This window comes from Rhizobium sp. 05N49 (assembly GCF_056396805.1).
Map to the genome: position 1 here is coordinate 326,680 of NZ_JBFTME010000007.1, position 21,275 is coordinate 347,954.

The window sequence follows — 21,275 nt, forward strand, 5'->3', positions numbered from 1 at the left end:
GCTCTTTGGTAAGGCAGCCCTCTCCGTTTTCAGAGAGACAATTATGGCGCCTAAGGTTGCAGGAAAAGACACCGCTCGCTCCAAATCGCTCGAAAACATCGCTTTCATCCGCCAGATGCTCCGAGAATTGCAGAAGGTGGCCGAACACGAAAATGCGGAGATGCTCTGCTATCTCATCGAAATGGCCTATGTGGAAGCCGGAGACCTGCAGTCACGCATCGATGACAACTCAGTCGGTCATGGAAATTGAAACCTGTCCGCCCGCATGGCGATGCAGCCGACCGGCCATATCCAGCTCCAGAAGAACAAGATAGACGGCGGAAGCCGAAAGACCGGTGTGACGAATGATATCGTCGACCTCCACCGGCGTCGGACCGAGCGCATCGATGACGAGCGTCCGGTCCGTGTCGTCTGGCGGAAGCGCTATCCGGCCACTTTCGCGTTTCGGTTCCTCGGCAGACGACAGCGAAAAGAGATTGGGCTGAGCGAGCGGCGCCAGCGCTTCCACGACATCCTCAGGCGAAGTGACGATCATCGCTCCGTCCTTCAGAAGGCCATTCGTGCCGTGACATCGCGGATCGAGCGGCGAACCCGGCACGGCAAAGACCAGCCGCCCGAATTCGCCGGCCATCCGCGCCGTGATAAGTGAACCTGAACGGAATGCTGCCTCCACGACGGCGACGCCAAGCGAAATGCCCGCAATCAGCCGGTTGCGGCGGGGGAAATCACGCGCACGCGGCTCCCAGCCGAAAGGCATCTCGCTGACGGCAAGCCCATAGCCATTCCATATCTCGTCCAGCAGCCCAACATTTTCAGGCGGGTAGGGCTGGTCCAGCCCTCCTGCCATTGCGGCGATGGTGCCGGTATTGAGGCTCGCCCGGTGGGCGGCCGTATCGATGCCACGCGCAAGGCCGGAGACGACCGTATAGCCGGCCCGGCCGCAGTCTCTGGCAATCATCGCCGCGAACTTTGCGCCGCTGACGGAGGCATTGCGCGAACCGACGATGCCGACCGCAGGCGTGTTCAATATGGAAAGATCACCCTTGACCGCGAGCAGCGGCGGTGCGCCGTCAATCTGGCGCAATGCCTGCGGATAATCAGGTTCGCCGATACCGACGAAGCGGGCGCCGAAGCGCTGCACCGCCTCAAGCTCGCGATATGCTTCAGCCTCAGTGGCAATACGGATCGAGCGCGTCGCGCCGCCGCGTGCCGACAGTTCCGGCAACATGGAAAGTGCTGCTTCCGCCGAACCGAAATGATTGATGAGATCGCGAAAGGTTGCAGGTCCGACATTGTCGGAACGGATCAGCCGCAGCCACGCGATCCTCTGTCTATCCGTCAGCGCAATTCCTTTTGGCTTTGCGCTGAGTGCGTCCATTACCCCTTAGCCCCGATCTTGCTTTCCGTCCCGCTCATCAGACGGGAGATATTGGCCTTGTGCTTCCAGTAGGAGATGACGCTCATGATCGCCATGATCGCCGCAACCTTTTCGTCGCCCAATATCCACAATGCAACCGGAATGACAAGCATCGCAAGCAGAGCAGAAAGTGAGGAATAGCGGCTGATAAAGGCCGTCCCCAGCCAGACGGCTGCAAAGAGCAGAACCATGAGCGGTGCTACGCCAAGCAATGTGCCGATATAGGTGGCGACGCCCTTGCCGCCCTTGAAGCCGATCCAGACCGGGAAGAGATGGCCGATGAAGGCAAAGAAACCGGCGATGATGCCCGCTTCCTCTCCCGCGAAATAGGCCATGATCCAGGCCGCAGCGGCGGCCTTCAGCGCGTCGAGCAGCAAGGTCGCCGCCGCGAGCTTCTTGTTGCCGGTACGCAGAACGTTCGTGGCGCCGATGTTGCCGGAGCCGATGCTGCGCACGTCCCCAAGGCCGGCAGCGCGTGTGAGGATGAGACCGAACGGGATGGAGCCGAGCAGGTAGCCGACCACGACGGCGGCAAGTGCCAGAGGCAGCGTAATCTGCCAGGTGACAAGATCAGATATCATTTTGCTTCCCAATCTTCTGACGAGAATCTGCCCTCAAGGCGGCCCTCAGTTCTGCAATCCGTAAACCAGCTTGCCCGCGACGTAGGTCGCAATCGCCCGCCCGCTGAATCGCGCATCCTCGAAAGGCGTGTTCTTCGAGCGGGAAAGAAGCATGTCCTTGGCGACAAGCCAAGGCTCCTCGATGTCGATGAGAGCGATATCCGCCTTGGCGCCTGGTTTCAGGGTGCCGGCATCAAGACCGAAGATCTGCGCCGGGCGCGTCGACATCGCATCGATCAGCCGCATCAGGCTGACCTGCTCGCTGTGATACAGGCGCAAGGCCGCCGCCAGCATGGTTTCGAGACCGACAGCGCCGTCCTCCGCTTCGCCGAAGGGCAGACGCTTGGTGTCGACATCCTGCGGATCGTGCGAGGACACGATGATATCGATCGCTCCCCTGGCCAGCGCGTCTGCCATGGCAACCCGGTCGTCCTCGGAGCGCAACGGCGGATAGAGCTTGAAGAAGGTGCGGTACTCGCCGATGTCGTTCTCGTTCAGCGCCAGATTGTTGATCGAGACGCCGCATGTGACCTTGACGCCGCGCGAGCGGGCGAGCTCGATCGCCTCGACCGATTCCGGGACGGAGATCATGGCCGCATGGTAATTGCCGCGCGTCAGTTGGGCGATGCGCAGATCGCGTTCGAGCGGGATCACCTCCGCTTCCTTCGGAATGCCGGAGAGGCCGAGCCAGCTTGCAAGCAGGCCTTCATGCATGACACCGTTGGCGCCAAGATATTTGTCACGCGTGGCGCAGGAAATGACGGCGCCGAATTCGCGGGCATAGGTCATCACCCGGCGTAGCACCTGCGTATCGGAGATGCTGGAATGCGCATCGGTGAAGGCGACGGCGCCTGCCTGCATGAGCAGACCGAATTCCGTCATCTCCTCGCCGGAAAGACCCTTGGTGATGGCCGCTGCCGGATAGACGTTGACTATGGCCGTATCCCGCGCCGTCTTCTTGACGAACTCGACCAGCGCGATGTCGTCGATGACCGGATGGGTATCCGGCATCATGATGATGGAGGTCACGCCGCCCGCTGCCGCAGCGCGGCTTGCCGAAGCGATCGTCTCGCGGTGCTCGCCGCCCGGTTCGCCGACATGGACGCGTGCGTCGACGAGGCCAGGCGTGGCGACGAGGCCGGTGCAATCGCGAACAGTCGCACCTTCGGGGGCACCCTGGTTCTGCGCCTCCTTGCCGGCTGCGACGATCAGGCCGTCCTTGGCGATGATGGTGCCGACTTCATCCAGGTTGCGAGAGGGATCAACGATGCGGACATTCTTGAGGACGAGATTGCTCATGCGCCCACTCCATCGGTGCGGGGTCCCTGGTTCTGGGAAACCAGCAGCGTCTCCATGACGGCCATGCGTACCGCGACCCCCATTTCCACCTGTTCGGCAATCACGCTCTGCGGGCCGTCCGCGACTTCGGAGGCGATTTCCACGCCGCGGTTCATCGGTCCTGGATGCATGACGAGCGCATCGTCCTTCGCCGCCTTCAGCGTTTCCGCGTCGAGGCCGTAAAAGTGATAATATTCGCGCACCGACGGCACGAAGGCGCCGGACATGCGCTCGCGCTGCAGCCGCAGCATCATCACCACATCCGCGTCCTTCAGCCCTTCCTTCATCGAATGGAAGACTTCGACGCCCATCTCCGCAATGCCGGCCGGCAGCAGCGTGGCAGGAGCGACAACACGCACCCTGGCGCCCATGGCGTTCAGAAGCAGGATGTTGGAGCGCGCCACGCGTGAATGCAGGACGTCGCCGCAGATTGCCACGATGATACGCGACAGCCGGCCTTTCGCGCGGCGGATCGTCAGCGCGTCGAGCAGCGCCTGTGTCGGGTGCTCGTGCTGGCCATCGCCGGCATTGACGACGGAGCAGGAGACCTTCTGGGCGAGAAGTGCCGCGGCACCGGCGCTGGAGTGGCGGATGATCAGGACGTCCGGTCGCATCGCGTTCAGCGTCATCGCCGTGTCGATCAGCGTCTCGCCCTTCTTCACAGAGGAATTGCCGACCGACATGTTCATCACGTCGGCGCCGAGGCGCTTGCCTGCGAGTTCGAAGGAGGCTTGCGTTCGTGTCGATGCCTCGAAGAAGAGGTTGATCTGCGTCAGTCCCCGAAGGGTCGACGTCTTTTTTTCTCTCTGTCGGCTGATCTTGACGGCTTCGTCAGCCTTGTCGAGAAGATAGGTAATATCCTGCTCGGTGAGGCCCTTGATGCCAATGAGGTGGCGGTGGGGGAAAAAGACCATGACCCTGCCTCTTCTTGTCTTCGCGGGGTCTATAAAGAGTGCGGGGGGAAGGGGCAAGCGCGTGCTGTGCGCAAATCCCATGTTCCCCATGCATTTTCCGTCGAATCCCGCTACTGCATGATTCCTTAAATCGGAATCGATTTATGGATAAAATTATGCAGCAATTTAAGGTGCTACAGCGTCCTTTGCGCGTCTGAAAAGAGGCGCGGCGCTGTAGAGCAGAAATCTGCGAATCACGAACTTCCGGTTTCCTTTTTCCGGGTCCATGAAATAGAAGCGAACAATGACCTCCGCAAACCGGACTGAAGACAAACTCGCCGAACTCAACCAGCCAAGCCTCTGGTCGGGAATCAATGCCTATAGATCCGATCCGCTGATCGTCGATCTGACTGCCACGCTGCCGCGCACCATCCGTGAAGACCTTGAAAACATGGGTCGTTTCGTGACCTCGCCGGAAGCGCAGGAACTGGCGCGCATGGCAAACCAGGGCACGCCGCAGCTGCGCACCCATGGCCCGCGCGGCGAACGTCTTGATATCGTCGAATTCCACCCCGCCTGGCATGCGCTGATGCGCCGTTCCATGGCATCCGGCCTGCACTCTTCCGTCTGGGATCCGCAGGCCGATACGGAGGCCAAGGATCAGGCCCACCATATTCGCGCAGCCCGTTTCTACCTGACGGCGCAACTTGAATCCGGCCATCTTTGCCCGTTGACGATGACGAGCGCATCCGTTGCCGCTCTCTCGGCCTCGCCTGCGGTGCAGAAGGACTGGGCGCCCAAGATCCTGTCGCGCAAATATGACTCGTCGAACCGTCCGGCCATGCAGAAGTCCGCCGTGACGATCGGCATGGGCATGACGGAGAAACAGGGCGGTACGGATGTTCGCGCCAACAAGACCGCCGCGGAAAAAGTGAGCGAAGGCATTTACCGGCTCTCCGGCCATAAATGGTTCATGTCCGCGCCGATGAGCGACGCCTTCATCATGCTGGCGCAGACCAAGGAAGGCATGGGCTGCTTCCTGGTGCCGCGGCTGCTGGAAGATGGTTCCGCCAACGGCCTGCAATTCCAGCGCCTGAAGGACAAGGTCGGCAACCGCTCGAATGCTTCGTCCGAAGTGGAGTTCACCGATACGTTCGGTTTCCTGCTCGGCGGTCCTGATGCCGGCATCCGTACCATCCTCGATATGGTGACGCTGACGCGGCTCGATTGCGCGCTTGCCTCCTCGGGCATCATGCGCGCATCGCTGGCCGAAGCCGTGCATCACACCCGCGGCCGCAGCGTTTTTGGCAAGATGCTGGTCAATCAGCCGATCATGACGCGGGTGCTCGCCGACATGGCGCTCGATGTTGCCGCCGCAACGGCTCTTTCCTTCCGCCTGGCCGATGCCTTCGACAAGGCGCGCGGCAATGCCGAAGATGCCGCCTATGCCCGCGTCATGACACCGGTCGCCAAATACTGGTGCTGCAAGATTGCCCCGTCGTTGATCTACGAGGCGATGGAATGCATCGGCGGCAGCGGTTACATCGAAGAACGCCCGATCGCCCGCCACTACCGCGAAGCGCCGGTCAATGCGATCTGGGAAGGTTCTGGCAACGTCATGGCGCTCGATGTGCTGCGTGTGCTGAACCGCGGCAAGGATCTGTTCGAGGCGGTGTTTGCAGGTTTTGCGCGCGATCTTGGACCGGCCGGAAAGAAGACGATCGATGTGCTGCGCGCCGCAATCGCGCTTTGCGAACAGGATGAGGGCGCTGCCCGCCTGCTCGTCGAGCAGCTGGCGCTCGTTGCCGGCGCCGCCGAGCTCTATCGGCTCGGGGCAGGGCGCATTGCCGACGCTTTCATCGAGACCCGTCTGGCGGGCGGCTGGCGGTCGACCTACGGCATGCTCGATTCCCGTTTCGACGCCAGCTACATCGTCGATCTGCTTTACCCGCCAGCGGCCTGATGCAGGTGTTTCGGAACGCACGGCGGGACGATCTCGATCAGATCTACGGCATTTCGCTTGCGACCGGCAATGGCGGTCAGGATGCGAGCCACCTCTACCGTGATGGCCGCCTGATCGGCCATATCTATTCTGCGCCCTATGTCGTGCTCAACCCGCAAGCGACCCTCGTTGCGGAGGATGAGATCGGAATCGCCGGCTACATCGTCGGCGCCTACGATACAGCCGCCTTCGAAACGCGCCTTGAACGTGACTGGTGGCCGGCTCTGCGCGATCAATATGCCGATCCGGCCGGCGATCCCTCTGGATGGATGGCCGACGAGCGCCGCAGCTTCGCGATCCATCATCCGCGCACTATGTGGGCTGAGATCGTCACGGCCTACCCGGCCCATATCCACATGAACCTGATGCCGCGCCTGCAGGGGCAGGGTGTCGGAAGTCGTCTTCTGGAGCGATGGATATCTGAAGCGCGTCAGGCAGGTGTGTGCGGCATTCACCTTGGCGTCAATGCCGACAACCAGGGCGGCCTGCGCTTCTGGTCCTCCCGCGGCTTCGAGCGTCTGCTCCCGCCGCTCGTTCCGGCATCGGAAGCCTCTGTCTGGTTCGGCCGCACGCTCTAAGTCTTTCCCTTTTCATCACAGGCTGAGCATTCGTCATCTGTGGCACAAAAAAAATCCGGCTGCGTCGCCGCAGCCGGATCATGTCACTTATCGCCGAAAATCAGCGTTCAGAAGAAGCCGCGGCGCTGCCACCAGCCTGCCTTCTTCGGCTTGCCTTCACCTTCGGCCTCACCGTTATCGGTGCGGTTCGAGGTGACCGTCGGCTCGGAAGACGAGATATTGGATCCGCGGTTAGCGCGAGCCGGCTTGGCCTCTTCCTGAACAGGTTCGGCAAGATCTGCAGACGCTTCCGTCACTTCCGGCTCGGCTTCTGCTTCCACAGCCGGCGCTTCGATCACAGGCTCTTCGACCGGCGAAGGCGCAGCATCAGCCTTGCGACGACCGCGGCCACGGCCCCGTGCCGGCTTGACCTCTTCGGCAACGCTCTCGCTGCCTTCGACAGCCGCCATAGCTGGCTGAGCATCGACAACGTCGATCGTCGCGACTTCGATTACTTCGGCTTCGGTCTCTGTGCTTTCCTCGGCTGCGGTATCATCACCTTCGTCGGCATCGCCGCCCTCGGAAGCAGCGCCCGTCTCGGCGCCTTCATCACCACGGTTGCGACGACCGCCACGCTTGCCGCGACGGCGGCGCTTGCGGCGCTGGGAGTCGTCACCTTCGGCGCGTTCCTCCGCAGCACCTTCGGCGGCATCACTGTCGCCCTCGCTGCCTTCGTCCTCGCCCTCATCGCCATCGTCAGCTTCGCCGGAAACTGCATCTGCAGCAACCTGCTGCTCGGCATTGCCGTTGCGGCCGCGACGACGGCGGCGGCGCTTGCGCTTGCGTCCACCTTCGCCTTCGGCCTCTGCACGGGCAGCAGGGCGTTCGGCGGCGGCAGGCTTTTCTTCCAACTCTTCGTCTTCCTCCTCGTCGTGCTCGATAACGACATCGTCATCATCGTCATCGGGGATGGCTGCGAAGTTGAAGAGGCTTTCGATCTTGACAGGGTTTTCGACCGGCTCGCCGCGATCGATCGCGAAATGCTGCGCGCCGACCGAACCGTCAGCATCGATGATGATCGCCACACCGAAGCGGGCTTCATAATCGACGATCGTCTGGCGCTTGTGGTTGAGCAGGTAGAGCGCGATATCGGGCGTCGTGCGAACCGTGATATTGTGCGTCGTGTTCTTGAGCAGATATTCCTCGACGCCGCGCAGGACATGAAGCGCAACGGAAGACTGCGAACGGACGTGACCGGTGCCGCCGCAATGCGAGCAGACCTGCGTTGTCGATTCCAGAACGGAAGCACGGATGCGCTGGCGCGACATTTCCAGAAGGCCGAAATGCGAGATACGGCCGACCTGGATGCGGGCGCGGTCGTTCTTCAGGCATTCCTTCAGCTTCTTCTCGACAGCGCGGTTGTTGCGCTTCTCTTCCATGTCGATGAAGTCGATGACGATCAGGCCGGCAAGGTCGCGCAGACGAAGCTGGCGGGCGACTTCGTCCGCTGCTTCGAGGTTCGTCTGGAGGGCCGTGTCTTCGATCGAGTGTTCGCGGGTCGAACGGCCGGAGTTGACGTCGATCGAAACCAGCGCTTCCGTCTGGTTCATGATCAGATAGCCGCCGGACTTCAGCGTCACCTGCGGCTGCAGCATACGGTCGAGCTGCGCCTCGATGCCGGAGCGCGAGAAGATCGGGTGGAGATCGCGATAGGGCTGAACCACCTTGGCGTGGCTCGGCATCAGCATCTTCATGAAGTCTTTCGCTTCGCGATAGCCTTCTTCGCCGGAGACGATGATCTCGCCGATATCCTTGTTGTAGAGGTCGCGGATCGAGCGCTTGATGAGCGATCCTTCCTCGTAGACGAGGCAGGGAGCCGTCGAGGCGAGCGTCAGCGTGCGGACGTTCTCCCACAGGCGCATCAGGTATTCGAAGTCGCGCTTGACCTCGACCTTGGTACGGTTGGCACCGGCCGTGCGCAGGATCACGCCCATGCCCTGCGGCACTTCCAGCATGCGGGCGATTTCCTTCAGCCGCTTGCGGTCCTGCGGGTTGGTGATCTTGCGGGAAATGCCGCCGCCGCGCGCCGTGTTCGGCATCAGAACCGAATAGCGGCCTGCGAGCGAGAGATAGGTGGTGAGGGCAGCACCCTTGTTGCCGCGCTCTTCCTTGGCGACCTGCACCAGCAGGATCTGGCGGCGCTTGATGACTTCCTGGATGCGGTATTGCTTGCGCGGCTTGCGCTGAACACGATCCGGAACCTCTTCCATCGCGTCTTCGGCGCCGACGGATTCGATGACTTCCTCTTCGCCATGATCGTCGTCATCATCGTCGTCGTCATGACGACGCTTGGAAACGTCGACATCCTCAGAGATGGTGTCCGTTTCAACCATCGCGGCCATCTCGCCGCCGGTCGAACCTTCGTCATCGTTGTCGGCGACCGATGCTTCCGGCGCCGCTGCTTCTTCTGCAACCGGCTCGGCTGCCTTCTTGCGGCTGCGGCGGGCGCGGGGCTTCTTGGCCGGCGCTTCTTCGGCGACGGGTGCAGCCTCTTCGGCGGGAGCCGCTACTTCTTCTGCAGCAACCGCCTCGGGCTGCTCGACCGGAACGATGCCGATATCGGGCTGATCCTGGGTCGAGAGATCGACGAGCGGGGCAGTCTCGACATGCTCGACATCCTCGTCGCGGCGATGCTCCTCCGCTTCGGCGCGAAGCAGGGCCTGGCGATCTGCCAGCGGTATCTGGTAATAATCAGGGTGGATTTCGGCGAAGGCCAGGAAGCCGTGCCGGTTGCCGCCGTAATCGACGAAGGCGGCCTGCAGCGAGGGTTCGACCCTCGTTACCTTTGCAAGATAGATGTTGCCGCGGATTTGCTTCTTGTGCTGGGACTCGAAGTCAAATTCTTCTATGCGGTTCCCGCGAACGACAACGACGCGCGTCTCTTCCTCGTGAGACGCATCGATAAGCATTTTGTCTGCCATGTAAGCTGAGCTCCTCGGCGAGGCCGCGAGAGCGCATTCCCGACTGCTGTTGACACAGGAAGAATGCGGTCCGCCGTGGCCGCGCCGGATAATGAAAGTCGCGATTGGTGCGAGGGAGAAGGCAGCAGCCAGACCGCAGCCGGAACGATTTCGTTCCGGGGCCTGTACACTTCAGATAAAACCTGCTGCGAAACCATCAACAACCAAGCGTGATCGACAATGACAAAGACCCGTTTCGGGTCCGATGAGTTTGCTCCCTGAGAGCGTGGTGGCTGATCCACCGATGAAATCCCAGCACGAAGCCGGAAAAATCAGGATCCAGTTCTCGAGTGGAAATGCGTTAGACGGCGGACGATTACCGGTTGTGGCGCCAGGTCCGGGGGCCGGCTGGCTGCCTTGCGGCGACTCTATCCCGTCAACACTTCTACCCTAAAATTCGTTGTATGTTTTCTCTGTCACAATAGCAAGGGAAAAGCCAAATGTGCCATAATATTGATGGATTTCGTATCGCATAAACTTGTCGGGGATAAACGATCCCGATTCATGGGTCGGTGCGTATGCGCTCGCCTCTAGCGGGCGTCAGCGGGGACGGTGTAAGGTCCATCGCAGAGTAAATAGGGTGTGGCGGGCTATTGTTTAAGAGGTTTCGGATCGCGGCGAAGTTGTCCGCAGGGCGAAAATTGGGTTTTGCAGCGGGGCTTTTCGGCTTCGCAATGCTTTGCGCGGTTCCTGGAAGTGCCGCCGACGCGAAGAATCCCTTGCTGGCCTACGGAGCGCGTATCGTTGGCGACGATGCTAGAACCCGCATCGTCATCGATTTCGACCGCGAGCCCCGTTTTTCCGTCCATTATATTGCCAATCCTGAGCGCATCGTCGTCGACCTGCCGGCAACCGCTTTCGGCTTTCCGGCCAAAGATCTCGAGGCGCGCGGCCTCTTCAAGGACATCCGTTATGGCGCCATGGATGAAGGCAGCGCCCGCATCGTGTTGACGGCGGCACGCCCGGTCCAACTCGCCCTTGCCAAGGTGCAGACGGATGAGAGCGGCAATGGTCACAGGCTCGTTCTCGATGCCGAAATGATCGACAAGCAGAAATTCGCCGAGCTTGTGAAGACCCAATCCTGGAGCGACAAGGCGGATGCGGCGGAGACGACGAGTGCCATTCCCCAGCCGGAAAAGGCTGCACCCGGTGATTTCGTCATCGCCGTCGATGCCGGCCACGGCGGCATCGACACCGGCGCCATCGGCGTCGATACGAAGACAGAGGAAAAGCAGGTGACGCTTGCCTTCGCCAAGGCGCTGGCTGATCGCCTGAACAAGGAGCCGGGCATCAAGGCTTTCCTGACGCGCGACGACGACCAATTCCTGTCGCTCTCGCAGCGTGTGCTGATTGCCCGGCAGAACCATGCGGGCCTTTTCATTTCGCTGCACGCAGATACGCTGAAGCAGAAGGATATTCGCGGCGCGACGGTCTATACGATTTCAGACAAGGCCTCGGATAAGCTCGCCGCCGATCTTGCCGAACGCGAAAACCTGTCGGACCAGATCGCCGGCAAGGAAACGACCGCCGAACCGCCTGAGGTCGCCGATATTCTGCTGGACCTGACGCGGCGCGAGACGCAGGCCTTTTCGATTTCGCTCGCCGAAAGCGTGCTTGCCTCTTTCAAGGATCAGGTTGGCACGATCAATAATCCGCACCGTCACGCGGGTTTTCGGGTGCTGCAGGCGCCGGACGTTCCGTCGATCCTGCTCGAGCTCGGCTTCCTCTCCAATGTCGAGGACGAAAAACGCCTGCTCGATGATGCCTGGCGGTTGAAGATGGCCGATCTCCTGGCCGATGCGGTGAAGCGCTACCGCACGGGCCTGATGGCGAATGGCGGGTAAACCGGGCGTTGCCTGGAAGTGACACTCGCGCCTAAACCGGAGCCCTTGCGGAAAGGGGAGCGGAAAGTGGCAGGACGGGCCCTATTTTGCTCACATTCGCGCCGTTACTCCGATCTATATGTTTCGCGCAAGTGAGACGAAATCGGCTTGTAGCGCCAGCGCGCATGGAGTAAGCCGCGCAACGTGCAAAGAGACATGATCTGTGCGATTGTGCGGCTGCGCCGATCTAATGATTAGAAATACCGGTAGCTGAAAAATATGGTTAGACTTCTTGGATATTTCTTCGGGATAGCATGCGTCCTGTTCCTGGGCGCTGCGGCGGTTGTTGCCGTCTACATTGCGAATGTCGCGAAGGATCTTCCTGACTATGCTGTGCTCAACAGCTATGCCCCGCCGGTCACCACCCGCGTCCACGCGGGTAACGGTGCGCTCATGGCCGAATACGCCAAGGAAAAGCGCCTCTTCCTGCCGATCCAGGCTATCCCGGACCGCGTCAAGGCTGCTTTCCTGTCGGCCGAAGACAAGAACTTCTACAACCATCCCGGCGTCGATCTGACCGGTCTTGGCCGTGCCATCCTCGTCAACCTTCAGAATTTCGGCTCCGGCCGCCGCCCGGTCGGTGCATCGACGATTACCCAGCAGGTGGCAAAGAACTTCCTTCTGACCTCCGACCAGACGATCGACCGCAAGATCAAGGAAGCGATCCTGTCCTTCCGCATCGAGCAGGCCTACAGCAAGGACAAGATCCTCGAGCTTTACCTCAACGAGATCTTTTTCGGTCTGAACTCCTACGGTATCGGCAGTGCCTCGCTCACCTATTTCAACAAGTCGGTCACCGAACTGACGATCGCCGAATCTGCCTATCTCGCGTCGCTGCCGAAGGGCCCGGCCAACTATCATCCCTTCCGCCATCCGGATGCAGCACTTGAGCGCCGCAACTGGGTCATCGATCGCATGGTCGAGAATGGTTATGTGAGCCAGAGCGACGGCGAGGATGCCAAGAAGCAGCCGCTCGGCGTCACCGCCCGCAACAGCGGGCCGTCTCTTTTTGCTTCCGATTATTTCGCCGAGGCTGTCCGTCGCCAGCTCATCGATCAGTATGGTGAGAAATCGCTCTACGAGGGCGGCCTCTCGGTGCGCACGTCGCTCGATCCGCAGATGCAGCTCTTTGCGCGCAAGGCGCTGCAGGACGGCCTGACCAATTACGACGAACGTCGCGGTTTCCATGGACCGGTCAAGCAGATCAGCATGTCGGGTGATTGGGGTCCGGCGCTCGCCGAAGTGCCTGCTCTCTCGGACGTGCCGGAATGGCGCCTGGCAGTCGTGCTCGCTGTTTCCAGTGACAGCGTCGATATCGGCCTCCAGCCGCCCAAGGATGGCGGCGGCAAGGTCGCAGCCCAACGCGAGCGTGGTTCGATTGCAGCCAAGGATATGCAGTGGGCATTCCGCTCCGCCGCCGGCGACCGCAAGACGACGAAGTCGCCGGTCGGCGTCGTCTCGGCCGGAGATGTCGTCTACGTTGAGCGCCTCGGCGGCGATAATTCGACCTCCTATCGTCTGCGCCAGCCGCCGAAGGTGCAGGGTGGTCTCGTCGCCATGGACCCTAAGACCGGCCGCGTTCTCGCCATGGTCGGCGGCTTCTCCTATGCCCAGTCGGAATTCAACCGCGCCACGCAGGCGATGCGCCAGCCGGGTTCCTCCTTCAAGCCCTTCGTTTATGCCGCTGCCATGGACAACGGCTACACGCCGGCCTCGGTCATCATGGACGCGCCGATCGAGATCGTTTCGGGCGGTCAGGTCTGGAAGCCGGAAAACTACGGCGGCGAAGTCGGCGGCCCCTCGACGCTGCGCTCCGGTATCGAGAATTCGCGCAACCTGATGACGGTGCGCCTCGCCAATGACCTCGGCATGAATATCGTTGCCGAATATGCCGAACGTTTCGGCGTCTACGACAAGATGCCGCCGCTGCTCGCCATGTCGCTCGGCTCGGGCGAAACGACGGTGCTACGCATGGTCTCGGCCTATTCGGTCATTGCCAATGGCGGCAAACAGATCAAGCCGACCCTGATCGACCGCATCCAGGACCGTTACGGCAAGACGATCTTCAAGCATGAAGAGCGTCTCTGCGAAGGCTGCAATGCCGGCGACTGGCAGAACCAGGAAGAACCCAACATCGTAGACAACCGCGAGCAAGTTCTCGATCCGATGACCTCCTACCAGATCACCTCGATGATGCAGGGCGTCATCCAGCGCGGTACGGCTGCTGGCAAGGTCGATCTCTCCGGCCGTGACGTTGCCGGCAAGACCGGTACGACCAACGATGAAAAGGACGCCTGGTTCGTCGGCTTCACGCCGGATCTGGTGGCGGGCCTCTATCTCGGCTTCGATACGCCGGCACCGCTCGGACGCGGCGGTACGGGTGGCGTTCTCTCGGCACCGATCTTCAATGAATTCATGCAGGCGGCCGTCAAGGATATGCCGGAATCCAAATTCGTGGTCCCGGCCGGCATGAACATGATCGCGATCAACCGCAAGACCGGCATGGCTGCTGCCGATGGCGAGCCAGGCACCATCATCGAAGCCTTCAAGCCGGGCACCGGTCCCGCTGACAGCTTCTCCGTCATCGGCATGGATGGCACGATGGCGCCGGAAGAAATCCTGCGTACGTCGCCCCAGGCAAACCAGGCGGTGCAGACCAACACGCCCGGCCTGTTCTGATCGAGACCGATTGCCTTTGCGCCCGCCACGGCTCTTTACATCCGCGGCGGGCGTCTCTATGTCACCAGCCTTGCAGAATACCCCGGCACTCACAGAATACCGAAGCAAAGAAGCAGGAAAATGCGAGCGGAAATCCAGAACGTAGTCGATGAAACCAAGCAGGCTATCACCCTGCTGAGGAGGCATCTTTGACTGGGACCAGGCGGTAAGACGACTGGACTGGTTGAATAACAAGGCAGAGGACCCCAACCTCTGGAACGATGCGCAGGAAGCCCAGAAGCTGATGCGCGAGCGTCAGCAGCTCGATGACGGCATCAATGGCGTCAAGGCGCTGGAACAGCAGCTTTCCGACAATGTCGAGCTCATCGATCTCGGGGAAGAAGAAGGCGACGAAAGCATCGTCAAGGAAGCTGAGGCCGCTCTGAAAAGCCTGCAGGCCGAGGCGGCCCGGCGACAGGTCGAAGCCATGCTGTCAGGCGAAGCCGATGGCAACGACACCTATCTGGAAGTCCATTCCGGCGCAGGCGGCACGGAAAGCCAGGACTGGGCGAACATGCTTCTGCGCATGTACACTCGCTGGGCCGAGCGCCAGCGCTTCAAGGTCGAGCTATTGGAAGTGCATGACGGCGAAGAGGCCGGCATCAAGTCCGCAACGCTGCTCGTCAAGGGCCACAACGCCTATGGCTGGCTGAAGACCGAATCGGGCGTGCACCGTCTGGTGCGCATCTCGCCTTACGACAGCAATGCGCGCCGCCACACCTCCTTCTCGTCGATTTGGGTCTACCCCGTCGTTGATGACTCGATCCAGATCGAGATCAACGAAAGTGATTGCCGTATCGACACCTACCGTTCGTCCGGCGCTGGCGGCCAGCACGTCAACACGACAGACTCGGCCGTGCGTATCACGCATATACCGACAGGCATCGTCGTGCAGTGCCAGCAGGAGCGTTCGCAGCACAAGAATCGCGCCAAGGCCTGGGACATGCTGCGCGCCCGCATGTACGAAGCGGAGCTGAAGAAACGCGAGGACGCCGCCAACGCCGAAGCCGCTTCCAAGACGGATATCGGCTGGGGCCACCAGATCCGCTCCTACGTTCTGCAGCCCTACCAGCTCGTCAAGGACTTGCGCACCGGCGTTGCGAGCACCGCTCCCGATGACGTGCTCGATGGCGATCTGAACGAGTTCATGGAAGCAGCACTCGCTCACCGCATCAGCGGGGCAGCCGATGCGGTCGTCGACGACGTCGACTAAACTGCAAAAATCAGATTGAGGTAGGAAGCCCCGGAAACGGGGCTTTTCTATTTTCAGATACCCGCTGAAATGTTCATTCCGTGAACGAACGTCTCCCGATAGCCCAGTCGCGTCTCGTCGTGGAGTGGGTCTTCTCGAAAGCCAGGTTTAACGGCTTAGCCCCGATGAATAGTCCGCGACCTCAGTTGGTCGCCTTCTCCACGGTAATGTCCCCAAACTCGTCGATCAGCACTGTCCAGCCGTCGGGCTCGGCAGCCGGATCGGTCTTCAGATAGACGGTGGCGAAAAGGCCGGGTTCCTTGATGAAGCCGCTCGAATTTTCGGGCCGGATGTCAGTGATATAGGGCTTGAGATCGCTGATTTCCTGCAGTTCGACCGTCGAAAGAATGGCAGGTCCGTCGTCTATCTGCGCGATCTGCTGCAGAAAGACTCTTGAGGTCTTGTCCGCCTGACGCACGGCAAAAAGCTTGTAATAGCCGTGCCGCTGCTCCGGCTTGGCAGCCCCGCCGCTCACACTTTGTGCGCTGACGCTTTGCGTGGTTGTCGGGGCACGTTCCACCGGCAGCGAATTGCCGTCATCTTCCCAATAGCCGGTACTGGTCGCGAAGATGATCGAGGCCGGGAGAATGTCGTCATGAACGGTCTCCGCCTCGGCGGCGACCGACCATCCCGAAACGAGGAGCGCCATTATCACTGCTTGCCGCATCGCCATCATTTCAATCCTCGAACTGTTCTGCCAGAATCCGGTCGGACCAGGAGCGGTCAGGATCGGAAAGGATGCGTGCCGTCATATCTTCGGACTGGGCGATGCGCACCTGGAGTATGGATTTGATCTCCGTATTGTCGGCGACCGCGTTCACCGGCCGCTTCTCGGCTTCCAAAATATGGATGTCGACGGTCACCCGGTTGGGAAGCAGCGCTCCGCGCCAGCGCCGCGGCCGGAACGCGCTCACGGGCGTCATGGCGAGAAGAGGCGCGTCAAGCGGCAGGATCGGGCCGTGTGCCGAAAGATTGTAGGCCGTCGAGCCCGCGGGCGTTGCCACCATCAACCCATCGCAGATCAATTCCTCCAATCGCACGTGTCCGTCGATTTCCACCCTGAGCTTCGCTGCCTGATAGGATTGCCGGAAAAGATAGACCTCGTTGATTGCAAGCGCCGAGGACTTGCTGCCGTCGGCATTGGATGTCGTCATCTTCAGCGGATGAAAGGCATTCTCGACAGCGGCACAGATGCGGTCATGCAGGTCGGAAGTCTTGTAGTCGTTCATAAGAAAGCCGACCGAGCCGCAATTCATGCCGTAGACGAGTTTGCCGCTGTTCATCGTGCTGTGCAGCGTCTGAAGCATGAAGCCGTCGCCGCCGAGCGCAACGATTACATCGGCCTCGTTCGCAGGCACGTCGCCATAAAGGCGAATCAATTCGTCTCGCGCGGCGAGTGCTTCCGTGGTCGGCGAGGCGATAAAAGAAAGCGTCTGAAATGAACGGCCCATGCAATGCCCTTTGTTATGCTGCTCTAGCTAAAGGATAAAGGGCTTGTACGACAAGACGTTTTGCGTTGCGGGCGAAGTTCGGATGATCTTGGGCTCCCGTAAATCGCCGGACGATTCGAAGGACCAACAGGTCCATATCCAAGCCTCGCAGGCTTTTCCCAACCAGTGCATTGATCGGCAGCCGCTGTGGATAGCGTCAAAGGACAGCCGGAAAGGGCAAATTTTCTTTACAAAAGATCAGAATCTGCTACTTCGCACGCATTGCCCTTGTAGCTCAGTTGGTAGAGCACCTGATTTGTAATCAGGGGGTCGCGGGTTCGAACCCTGCCGGGGGCACCATACAATCGCAAGCGATATCAAACGCTTAATCAGAATCCCGCCCGTCTGAGGCGGTTTTTTTGTGCGCAAATTATTTCGAGAACTACCGTGTTTTCCGGGCTTTTGCCGATGCAGCTGTGATTCCTCAGGAACGAGGGATGTCGTCGCAGGTGGTCCTGCTTTATCGATTCGAACGGAAACGGTACTGGCGTCAAGTTTCGCGATGCGACTTGAACACTTCAGTAGCTGCAAGACAGCGCGTTGGTGGGCCTGAACCCGTGGGCGCAGGCGGGATTGACGGAATTCCTGGGCTGATATTGGAAATCGGGGCGATTCGGAGCCGGGTGTGTCGTGCAGGACGAAGCGAGCATGCTCACCCCGATCAGTGCGGCGCTAACTATGAGTGTCCGGAGCCTACTCTTCATGATCACCTTCCCTGACAACGCACCGGAATGGAAAATGTCGCTATACCGGACATAGGCAAGGGGCGTGGCGCACAATTGACCGCTCCATTTCGCTTCAACAGCTTTAACGGCGGCCTATCAATAAGCAAGCGCGGGGGCACCGGCTTTAAAAGGCCATTCCACTACATGAACAGAGACTGAAGGCTCGCTTCAGCAGCAATTCAGGGACATCAGGCCATTCTCGCTTCATCAGAAACGAGGAAGTGAGCCATGAGGATCTCCAGTCTTCTCCTAGCAGCCGCCCTTTCGGCCGGTACTTTGTTTTCCGCTGTAGCTCCGGCTGCGGCCATCCCTCTCGACCGTCCGGCAGTCGCTCAACAGGGCGATATTGTCCAGGTCCGCGGCGGCGATCGGGATTGGGGTGACCGCGATCGGAGTGATCGCGATTGGGGCGATCGCCGTGACTGGCGAGAGCGCCGTGAGTGGCGTGAGCGTCGCTACTGGCGCCCGGCCTGGGGCTATGAACGCCGCTGGAGCCCGTGGCGGGAAGAGCGTTGGCGCGAACGTCACGAGTGGCGGCGCCACCATGGTGGACCCTATTGGCTCTACCGGAGCTGATCGCTAACCGAGAAAGTAATTCCAGCTCCAGAAAAATCCCGCCGCAATTTCTCGCGGCGGGATTTTTGCTTGATCGGTTCAGACGCATTGTCTGCGCCTTGTCCGATGAGGCGATGCGCAGTCACTTTTGCGCGGGTTCGTTCACGCTCGATTCGATCTTCGTCCCGTTGCCGGTCTGCCCCGCACCGGACGGTGACATCATTGCGATGCTGAGAACGGAGGCAATCATGACGACAACGACGGCAATCATCAGGCGCATGGACATTGAATCCCTGTTTGTCTGCGGGGATTAACGTCTGACCGCTTTACCGGTTCCGGATCTGCTATTGCACGGATGGAGGAGGATTGGATGGCGTCGTCGATGGTGCCAGGGGATCGGGTTGGCGGATAGGGTGCGACTTGTCCACCCAGATGATGCTCAAAATGACCATGACGAAGACCGCGATGAAGAGAACGCCGAAGATCAGCGGTCGAAATGCCATAATGCGGATTTCCTTTTTACCGACGCCCCGAGGGTAAAATGCGTCGCCGATCTTAGCGACCGGCGCGCTCTTTCCAAGGCCCAATATGGACCATGAGGGCAGGTGTTCAACCGCGATGGCCACCAAGCAGGCCTCCGCTCTCAATTGACTGCGCGTGATACAACGGAAACCTGTCGGCTGCCGCCTACGCTTTCAGGTGTAGCCTTGCCGCATAAAGGGCAATCGCAGCGGCATTCGATACGTTCAGCGATTTGATGGCGCCGGGCATATCGAGCCGTGCGAGCGCGTTGACCGTCTCCCGCGTCTTCTGCCGCAGGCCCTTACCTTCCGAGCCGAGAACCAGCGCGATTCTGCCGCCCGAAAAAGTGCCTTCTAGCGCTGCCGGTCCTTCCGAATCGAGCCCGATCGTGAAGAAGCCGAGCTTGTGCAACTCGCCGAGCGCATCCGAGAGATTGGTGATCTGTATATAAGGTATGAGCTCCAGCGCGCCGGAAGCCGATTTGGCGAGCACGCCCGATTCGGTGGGGCTGTGTCTCTGGGTGGTGATAACGGCACCTGCATTGAAGGCGACGGCCGAACGCATGATGGCGCCGACATTGTGCGGATCGGTTACCTGATCGAGCACGAGAAGCAATGGGCTGTTTTTCAGTGCTTCCAATCGTCGGACGGGCAGGGGGCGTGTTTCGAGCATTACCCCCTGATGGATCGCCTCCGGGCCGAGCACCTTGTCGATATCTTGAGGAGAAACCATTTCGAGCGGGATGCCGATCGTATCCGGATCGATCTCCAGCCGTGCCAGAGCATTCTGTGTCACCGACAGCTTGATGTTCTTGCGTTCAGGGTTTTCGAGCGCGGCGCGAACGGTATGAAGGCCGTAGAGGAAGACCTGGTCGGGAGCCAATGCGGGCGGTTTCCAGTCGTCTCCACCACGCTTGCGTTTCTGTGGCGCGGGTGTCGGGATTTCACCGCGTTCGCGCTTGCCGTCGCGATGCGCGCGTCGCAAGGTTGCGTAATGCGTGTCCTTTGCGGACTTGTCGTTGGCGGGCTTGTCGCCGGATTTGTTATCTTTGCTCATGCGGCTTTATAACGATGGCGCCTGTTGCCGCATAGGCTTTCTTTCATGTGCCGGCTTTCAACAGGCGATGAAATTTTTCCTGTCTTTTCCATTGTCATCGTGTTGACAGACTGAAATCGTCCGGTCATATACGCGGCGCAGACGACGGGGCGGCAACGCTTCAACGTCTGACAAACTTGGTCTTCAAGATCCGGACGAAAAACTGGAGAGATGCCCGAGTGGTTAAAGGGGACGGACTGTAAATCCGTTGGCTCAGCCTACGTTGGTTCAAATCCAACTCTCTCCACCATTCGTCATTGGATCGGACCAACCCCGCGGGTATAGCTCAATGGTAGAGCAGCAGCCTTCCAAGCTGAATACGCGGGTTCGATTCCCGCTACCCGCTCCAGCTTCTCCGATATCATCGCAGGATCGCGCCGGCTTTCAGAACTCGAAAACGAGGCTCATGAAATTGCCGATCATCCAGTAGCCGAGCACCCCTATGGCAATGCCGGCGATGAAGACCGACGACTGGCCCGTGTTCCTTTTGATGCTCGTGTTCGTATCCGTATCGTCGTCGTCACGCGGATAGCCGAACGCACGATGGTCTTCCGTGAATGCCGAATAGTGGTTGCTATAGCTCTCCGATTGCATTGAGTGTCCCTCCGTATATTAGAGGGATATCATGAAAGTTTTCCCGTTCGGTGAAATCAATTGGTAAAATGTAAGCTAATCTTGTTGGCAGGGATTGCGCCGCCGGTATTGAAAGGCATCCGGGCATCGCTCGCGGAAGCACCGGTCGGCACCTGCCTCAATAAAGCCGGAAGCGGCAATACCTCTCGATTTTGCCTTGGATTCCAGGCGTTTTCGGGAGAGTGCGGGCGAATCGCCTTGCGGGTTGCGAATTATCTCCCATATGCGCTGGCACGCCAAGAATGGCGTCTGCAATTAAGTCTTGCGCAATTTCGCCGAAAGCCTTAAACGGCGGCACTAAACCGGTTCGCCGGGGTCACCCATTTTACGTCCACAGGAAGCATTCAAATGGCAAAGAGTAAGTTTGAGCGCAACAAGCCGCACGTCAACATTGGCACGATCGGCCACGTTGACCACGGCAAGACGTCTCTGACGGCAGCGATCACGAAGTACTTCGGTGAGTTCAAGGCGTATGACCAGATCGACGCTGCCCCGGAAGAAAAGGCACGCGGCATCACCATTTCGACGGCTCACGTCGAGTATGAGACGCCGAAC

Annotated in this window: 19 protein-coding genes and 3 tRNA genes; 11 read left to right on the forward strand and 11 right to left on the reverse strand. The window is 60.1% G+C overall.

Features of this window, described 5'->3' with window-relative positions:
* Positions 1-43: 43 nt before the first annotated feature.
* Positions 44-250, forward strand: coding sequence for a hypothetical protein (locus tag AC1DF8_RS17020; RefSeq protein WP_112544513.1), 207 nt, complete (start codon positions 44-46; stop codon positions 248-250).
* Here the strand turns inward: AC1DF8_RS17020 and dprA are convergent.
* From dprA to AC1DF8_RS17040, 4 genes are read right to left on the reverse strand one after another with little or no spacing between them, the layout of a single operon-like run.
* Complete coding sequence (gene dprA, locus AC1DF8_RS17025; RefSeq protein ID WP_478154226.1) at positions 230-1,378, reverse strand: DNA-processing protein DprA; 1,149 nt, start codon at positions 1,376-1,378, stop codon at positions 230-232. The two genes, AC1DF8_RS17020 and dprA, sit on opposite strands and share 21 nt — an antisense overlap.
* On the reverse strand, positions 1,378-1,998 hold the full coding sequence (plsY, locus tag AC1DF8_RS17030; RefSeq protein WP_112544510.1) for a glycerol-3-phosphate 1-O-acyltransferase PlsY: 621 nt from the start codon (positions 1,996-1,998) through the stop codon (positions 1,378-1,380). The genes dprA and plsY overlap by 1 nt, the downstream gene beginning before the upstream one ends.
* A gap of 45 nt (positions 1,999-2,043) precedes the next feature.
* Positions 2,044-3,336 (reverse strand): dihydroorotase, encoded by a 1,293-nt coding sequence (locus tag AC1DF8_RS17035; RefSeq protein WP_478154227.1) that lies wholly within the window; start codon positions 3,334-3,336, stop codon positions 2,044-2,046.
* A complete protein-coding gene (locus AC1DF8_RS17040) occupies positions 3,333-4,289 on the reverse strand; it encodes an aspartate carbamoyltransferase catalytic subunit (protein WP_112544507.1) in 957 nt (318 codons plus the stop codon). The genes AC1DF8_RS17035 and AC1DF8_RS17040 overlap by 4 nt, the downstream gene beginning before the upstream one ends.
* 283 nt (positions 4,290-4,572) lie before the next feature.
* On the opposite strand from AC1DF8_RS17040, the gene AC1DF8_RS17045 reads away from it, so the two are divergent.
* Together AC1DF8_RS17045 and AC1DF8_RS17050 are read left to right on the forward strand one after the other, a co-directional pair.
* A complete protein-coding gene (locus AC1DF8_RS17045) occupies positions 4,573-6,231 on the forward strand; it encodes an acyl-CoA dehydrogenase family protein (protein WP_478154228.1) in 1,659 nt (552 codons plus the stop codon).
* A complete protein-coding gene (locus AC1DF8_RS17050; RefSeq protein ID WP_478154229.1) occupies positions 6,231-6,848 on the forward strand; it encodes a GNAT family N-acetyltransferase in 618 nt (205 codons plus the stop codon). Before AC1DF8_RS17045 ends, AC1DF8_RS17050 begins: the two co-directional genes overlap by 1 nt.
* A 107-nt stretch (positions 6,849-6,955) precedes the next feature.
* Here AC1DF8_RS17050 and AC1DF8_RS17055 read toward each other — a convergent pair whose 3' ends face one another.
* Entirely contained in the window at positions 6,956-9,808 is a 2,853-nt protein-coding gene (locus AC1DF8_RS17055; RefSeq protein WP_478154230.1) for an Rne/Rng family ribonuclease, read from the reverse strand.
* A gap of 632 nt (positions 9,809-10,440) precedes the next feature.
* Here AC1DF8_RS17055 and AC1DF8_RS17060 point away from each other — a divergent pair.
* From AC1DF8_RS17060 to prfB, 3 genes are all read left to right on the forward strand, one after another.
* Positions 10,441-11,691: an N-acetylmuramoyl-L-alanine amidase gene (locus tag AC1DF8_RS17060; protein ID WP_478154231.1), complete on the forward strand. Its 1,251-nt coding sequence runs from the start codon at positions 10,441-10,443 to the stop codon at positions 11,689-11,691.
* Positions 11,692-11,949: 258 nt separating this feature from the next.
* A complete protein-coding gene (locus tag AC1DF8_RS17065) occupies positions 11,950-14,409 on the forward strand; it encodes a penicillin-binding protein 1A (protein ID WP_112968090.1) in 2,460 nt (819 codons plus the stop codon).
* 120 nt (positions 14,410-14,529) lie between these two features.
* Positions 14,530-15,661, forward strand: a protein-coding gene (gene prfB / locus AC1DF8_RS17070) for a peptide chain release factor 2 (protein ID WP_162710085.1) whose coding sequence is annotated in 2 segments (ribosomal slippage) — positions 14,530-14,598 and positions 14,600-15,661 — 1,131 coding nt in all. Because the reading frame shifts where the segments join, the coding sequence is not laid out codon by codon here.
* Between the two features lie 181 nt (positions 15,662-15,842).
* Here the strand turns inward: prfB and AC1DF8_RS17075 are convergent.
* Both AC1DF8_RS17075 and AC1DF8_RS17080 read right to left on the reverse strand, forming a co-directional pair.
* Positions 15,843-16,373, reverse strand: a complete 531-nt coding sequence (locus AC1DF8_RS17075; protein WP_478154232.1) for a hypothetical protein — start codon at positions 16,371-16,373, stop codon at positions 15,843-15,845.
* 4 nt (positions 16,374-16,377) lie between these two features.
* Positions 16,378-17,151: an NAD kinase gene (locus AC1DF8_RS17080; RefSeq protein ID WP_112544494.1), complete on the reverse strand. Its 774-nt coding sequence runs from the start codon at positions 17,149-17,151 to the stop codon at positions 16,378-16,380.
* Between the two features lie 263 nt (positions 17,152-17,414).
* Here AC1DF8_RS17080 and AC1DF8_RS17085 point away from each other — a divergent pair.
* Positions 17,415-17,490: transfer RNA gene (locus AC1DF8_RS17085), tRNA-Thr, on the forward strand.
* 653 nt (positions 17,491-18,143) lie between these two features.
* The gene (locus AC1DF8_RS17090) at positions 18,144-18,491 is read left to right on the forward strand and encodes a hypothetical protein (RefSeq protein ID WP_478154233.1); all 348 of its coding nucleotides are present in this window, start codon (positions 18,144-18,146) and stop codon (positions 18,489-18,491) included.
* 121 nt (positions 18,492-18,612) lie between these two features.
* On the opposite strand, the gene AC1DF8_RS17095 is transcribed toward AC1DF8_RS17090, so the two are convergent.
* The 3 genes from AC1DF8_RS17095 to rlmB are packed head-to-tail and all read right to left on the reverse strand — an operon-like array spanning position 18,613 to position 20,048.
* Positions 18,613-18,756, reverse strand: a complete 144-nt coding sequence (locus AC1DF8_RS17095) for a hypothetical protein (protein WP_162710083.1) — start codon at positions 18,754-18,756, stop codon at positions 18,613-18,615.
* 58 nt (positions 18,757-18,814) lie between these two features.
* Complete coding sequence (locus AC1DF8_RS17100) at positions 18,815-19,099, reverse strand: hypothetical protein (protein ID WP_478154240.1); 285 nt, start codon at positions 19,097-19,099, stop codon at positions 18,815-18,817.
* A gap of 58 nt (positions 19,100-19,157) precedes the next feature.
* A complete protein-coding gene (rlmB, locus tag AC1DF8_RS17105; RefSeq protein ID WP_478154234.1) occupies positions 19,158-20,048 on the reverse strand; it encodes a 23S rRNA (guanosine(2251)-2'-O)-methyltransferase RlmB in 891 nt (296 codons plus the stop codon).
* Positions 20,049-20,252: 204 nt separating this feature from the next.
* Between rlmB and AC1DF8_RS17110 the strand changes: the two genes are divergently transcribed.
* Together AC1DF8_RS17110 and AC1DF8_RS17115 are read left to right on the forward strand one after the other, a co-directional pair.
* Positions 20,253-20,337, forward strand: a tRNA-Tyr gene (locus AC1DF8_RS17110).
* Positions 20,338-20,362: 25 nt separating this feature from the next.
* Positions 20,363-20,436, forward strand: a tRNA-Gly gene (locus AC1DF8_RS17115).
* A 35-nt stretch (positions 20,437-20,471) separates the two neighbouring features.
* Here the strand turns inward: AC1DF8_RS17115 and AC1DF8_RS17120 are convergent.
* Entirely contained in the window at positions 20,472-20,681 is a 210-nt protein-coding gene (locus AC1DF8_RS17120; RefSeq protein WP_478154235.1) for a hypothetical protein, read from the reverse strand.
* Between the two features lie 387 nt (positions 20,682-21,068).
* Between AC1DF8_RS17120 and AC1DF8_RS17125 the strand changes: the two genes are divergently transcribed.
* Positions 21,069-21,275, forward strand: a 207-nt coding sequence (locus tag AC1DF8_RS17125; RefSeq protein WP_234839814.1) for a GTP-binding protein, incomplete at its 3' end; no start/stop codon positions are given.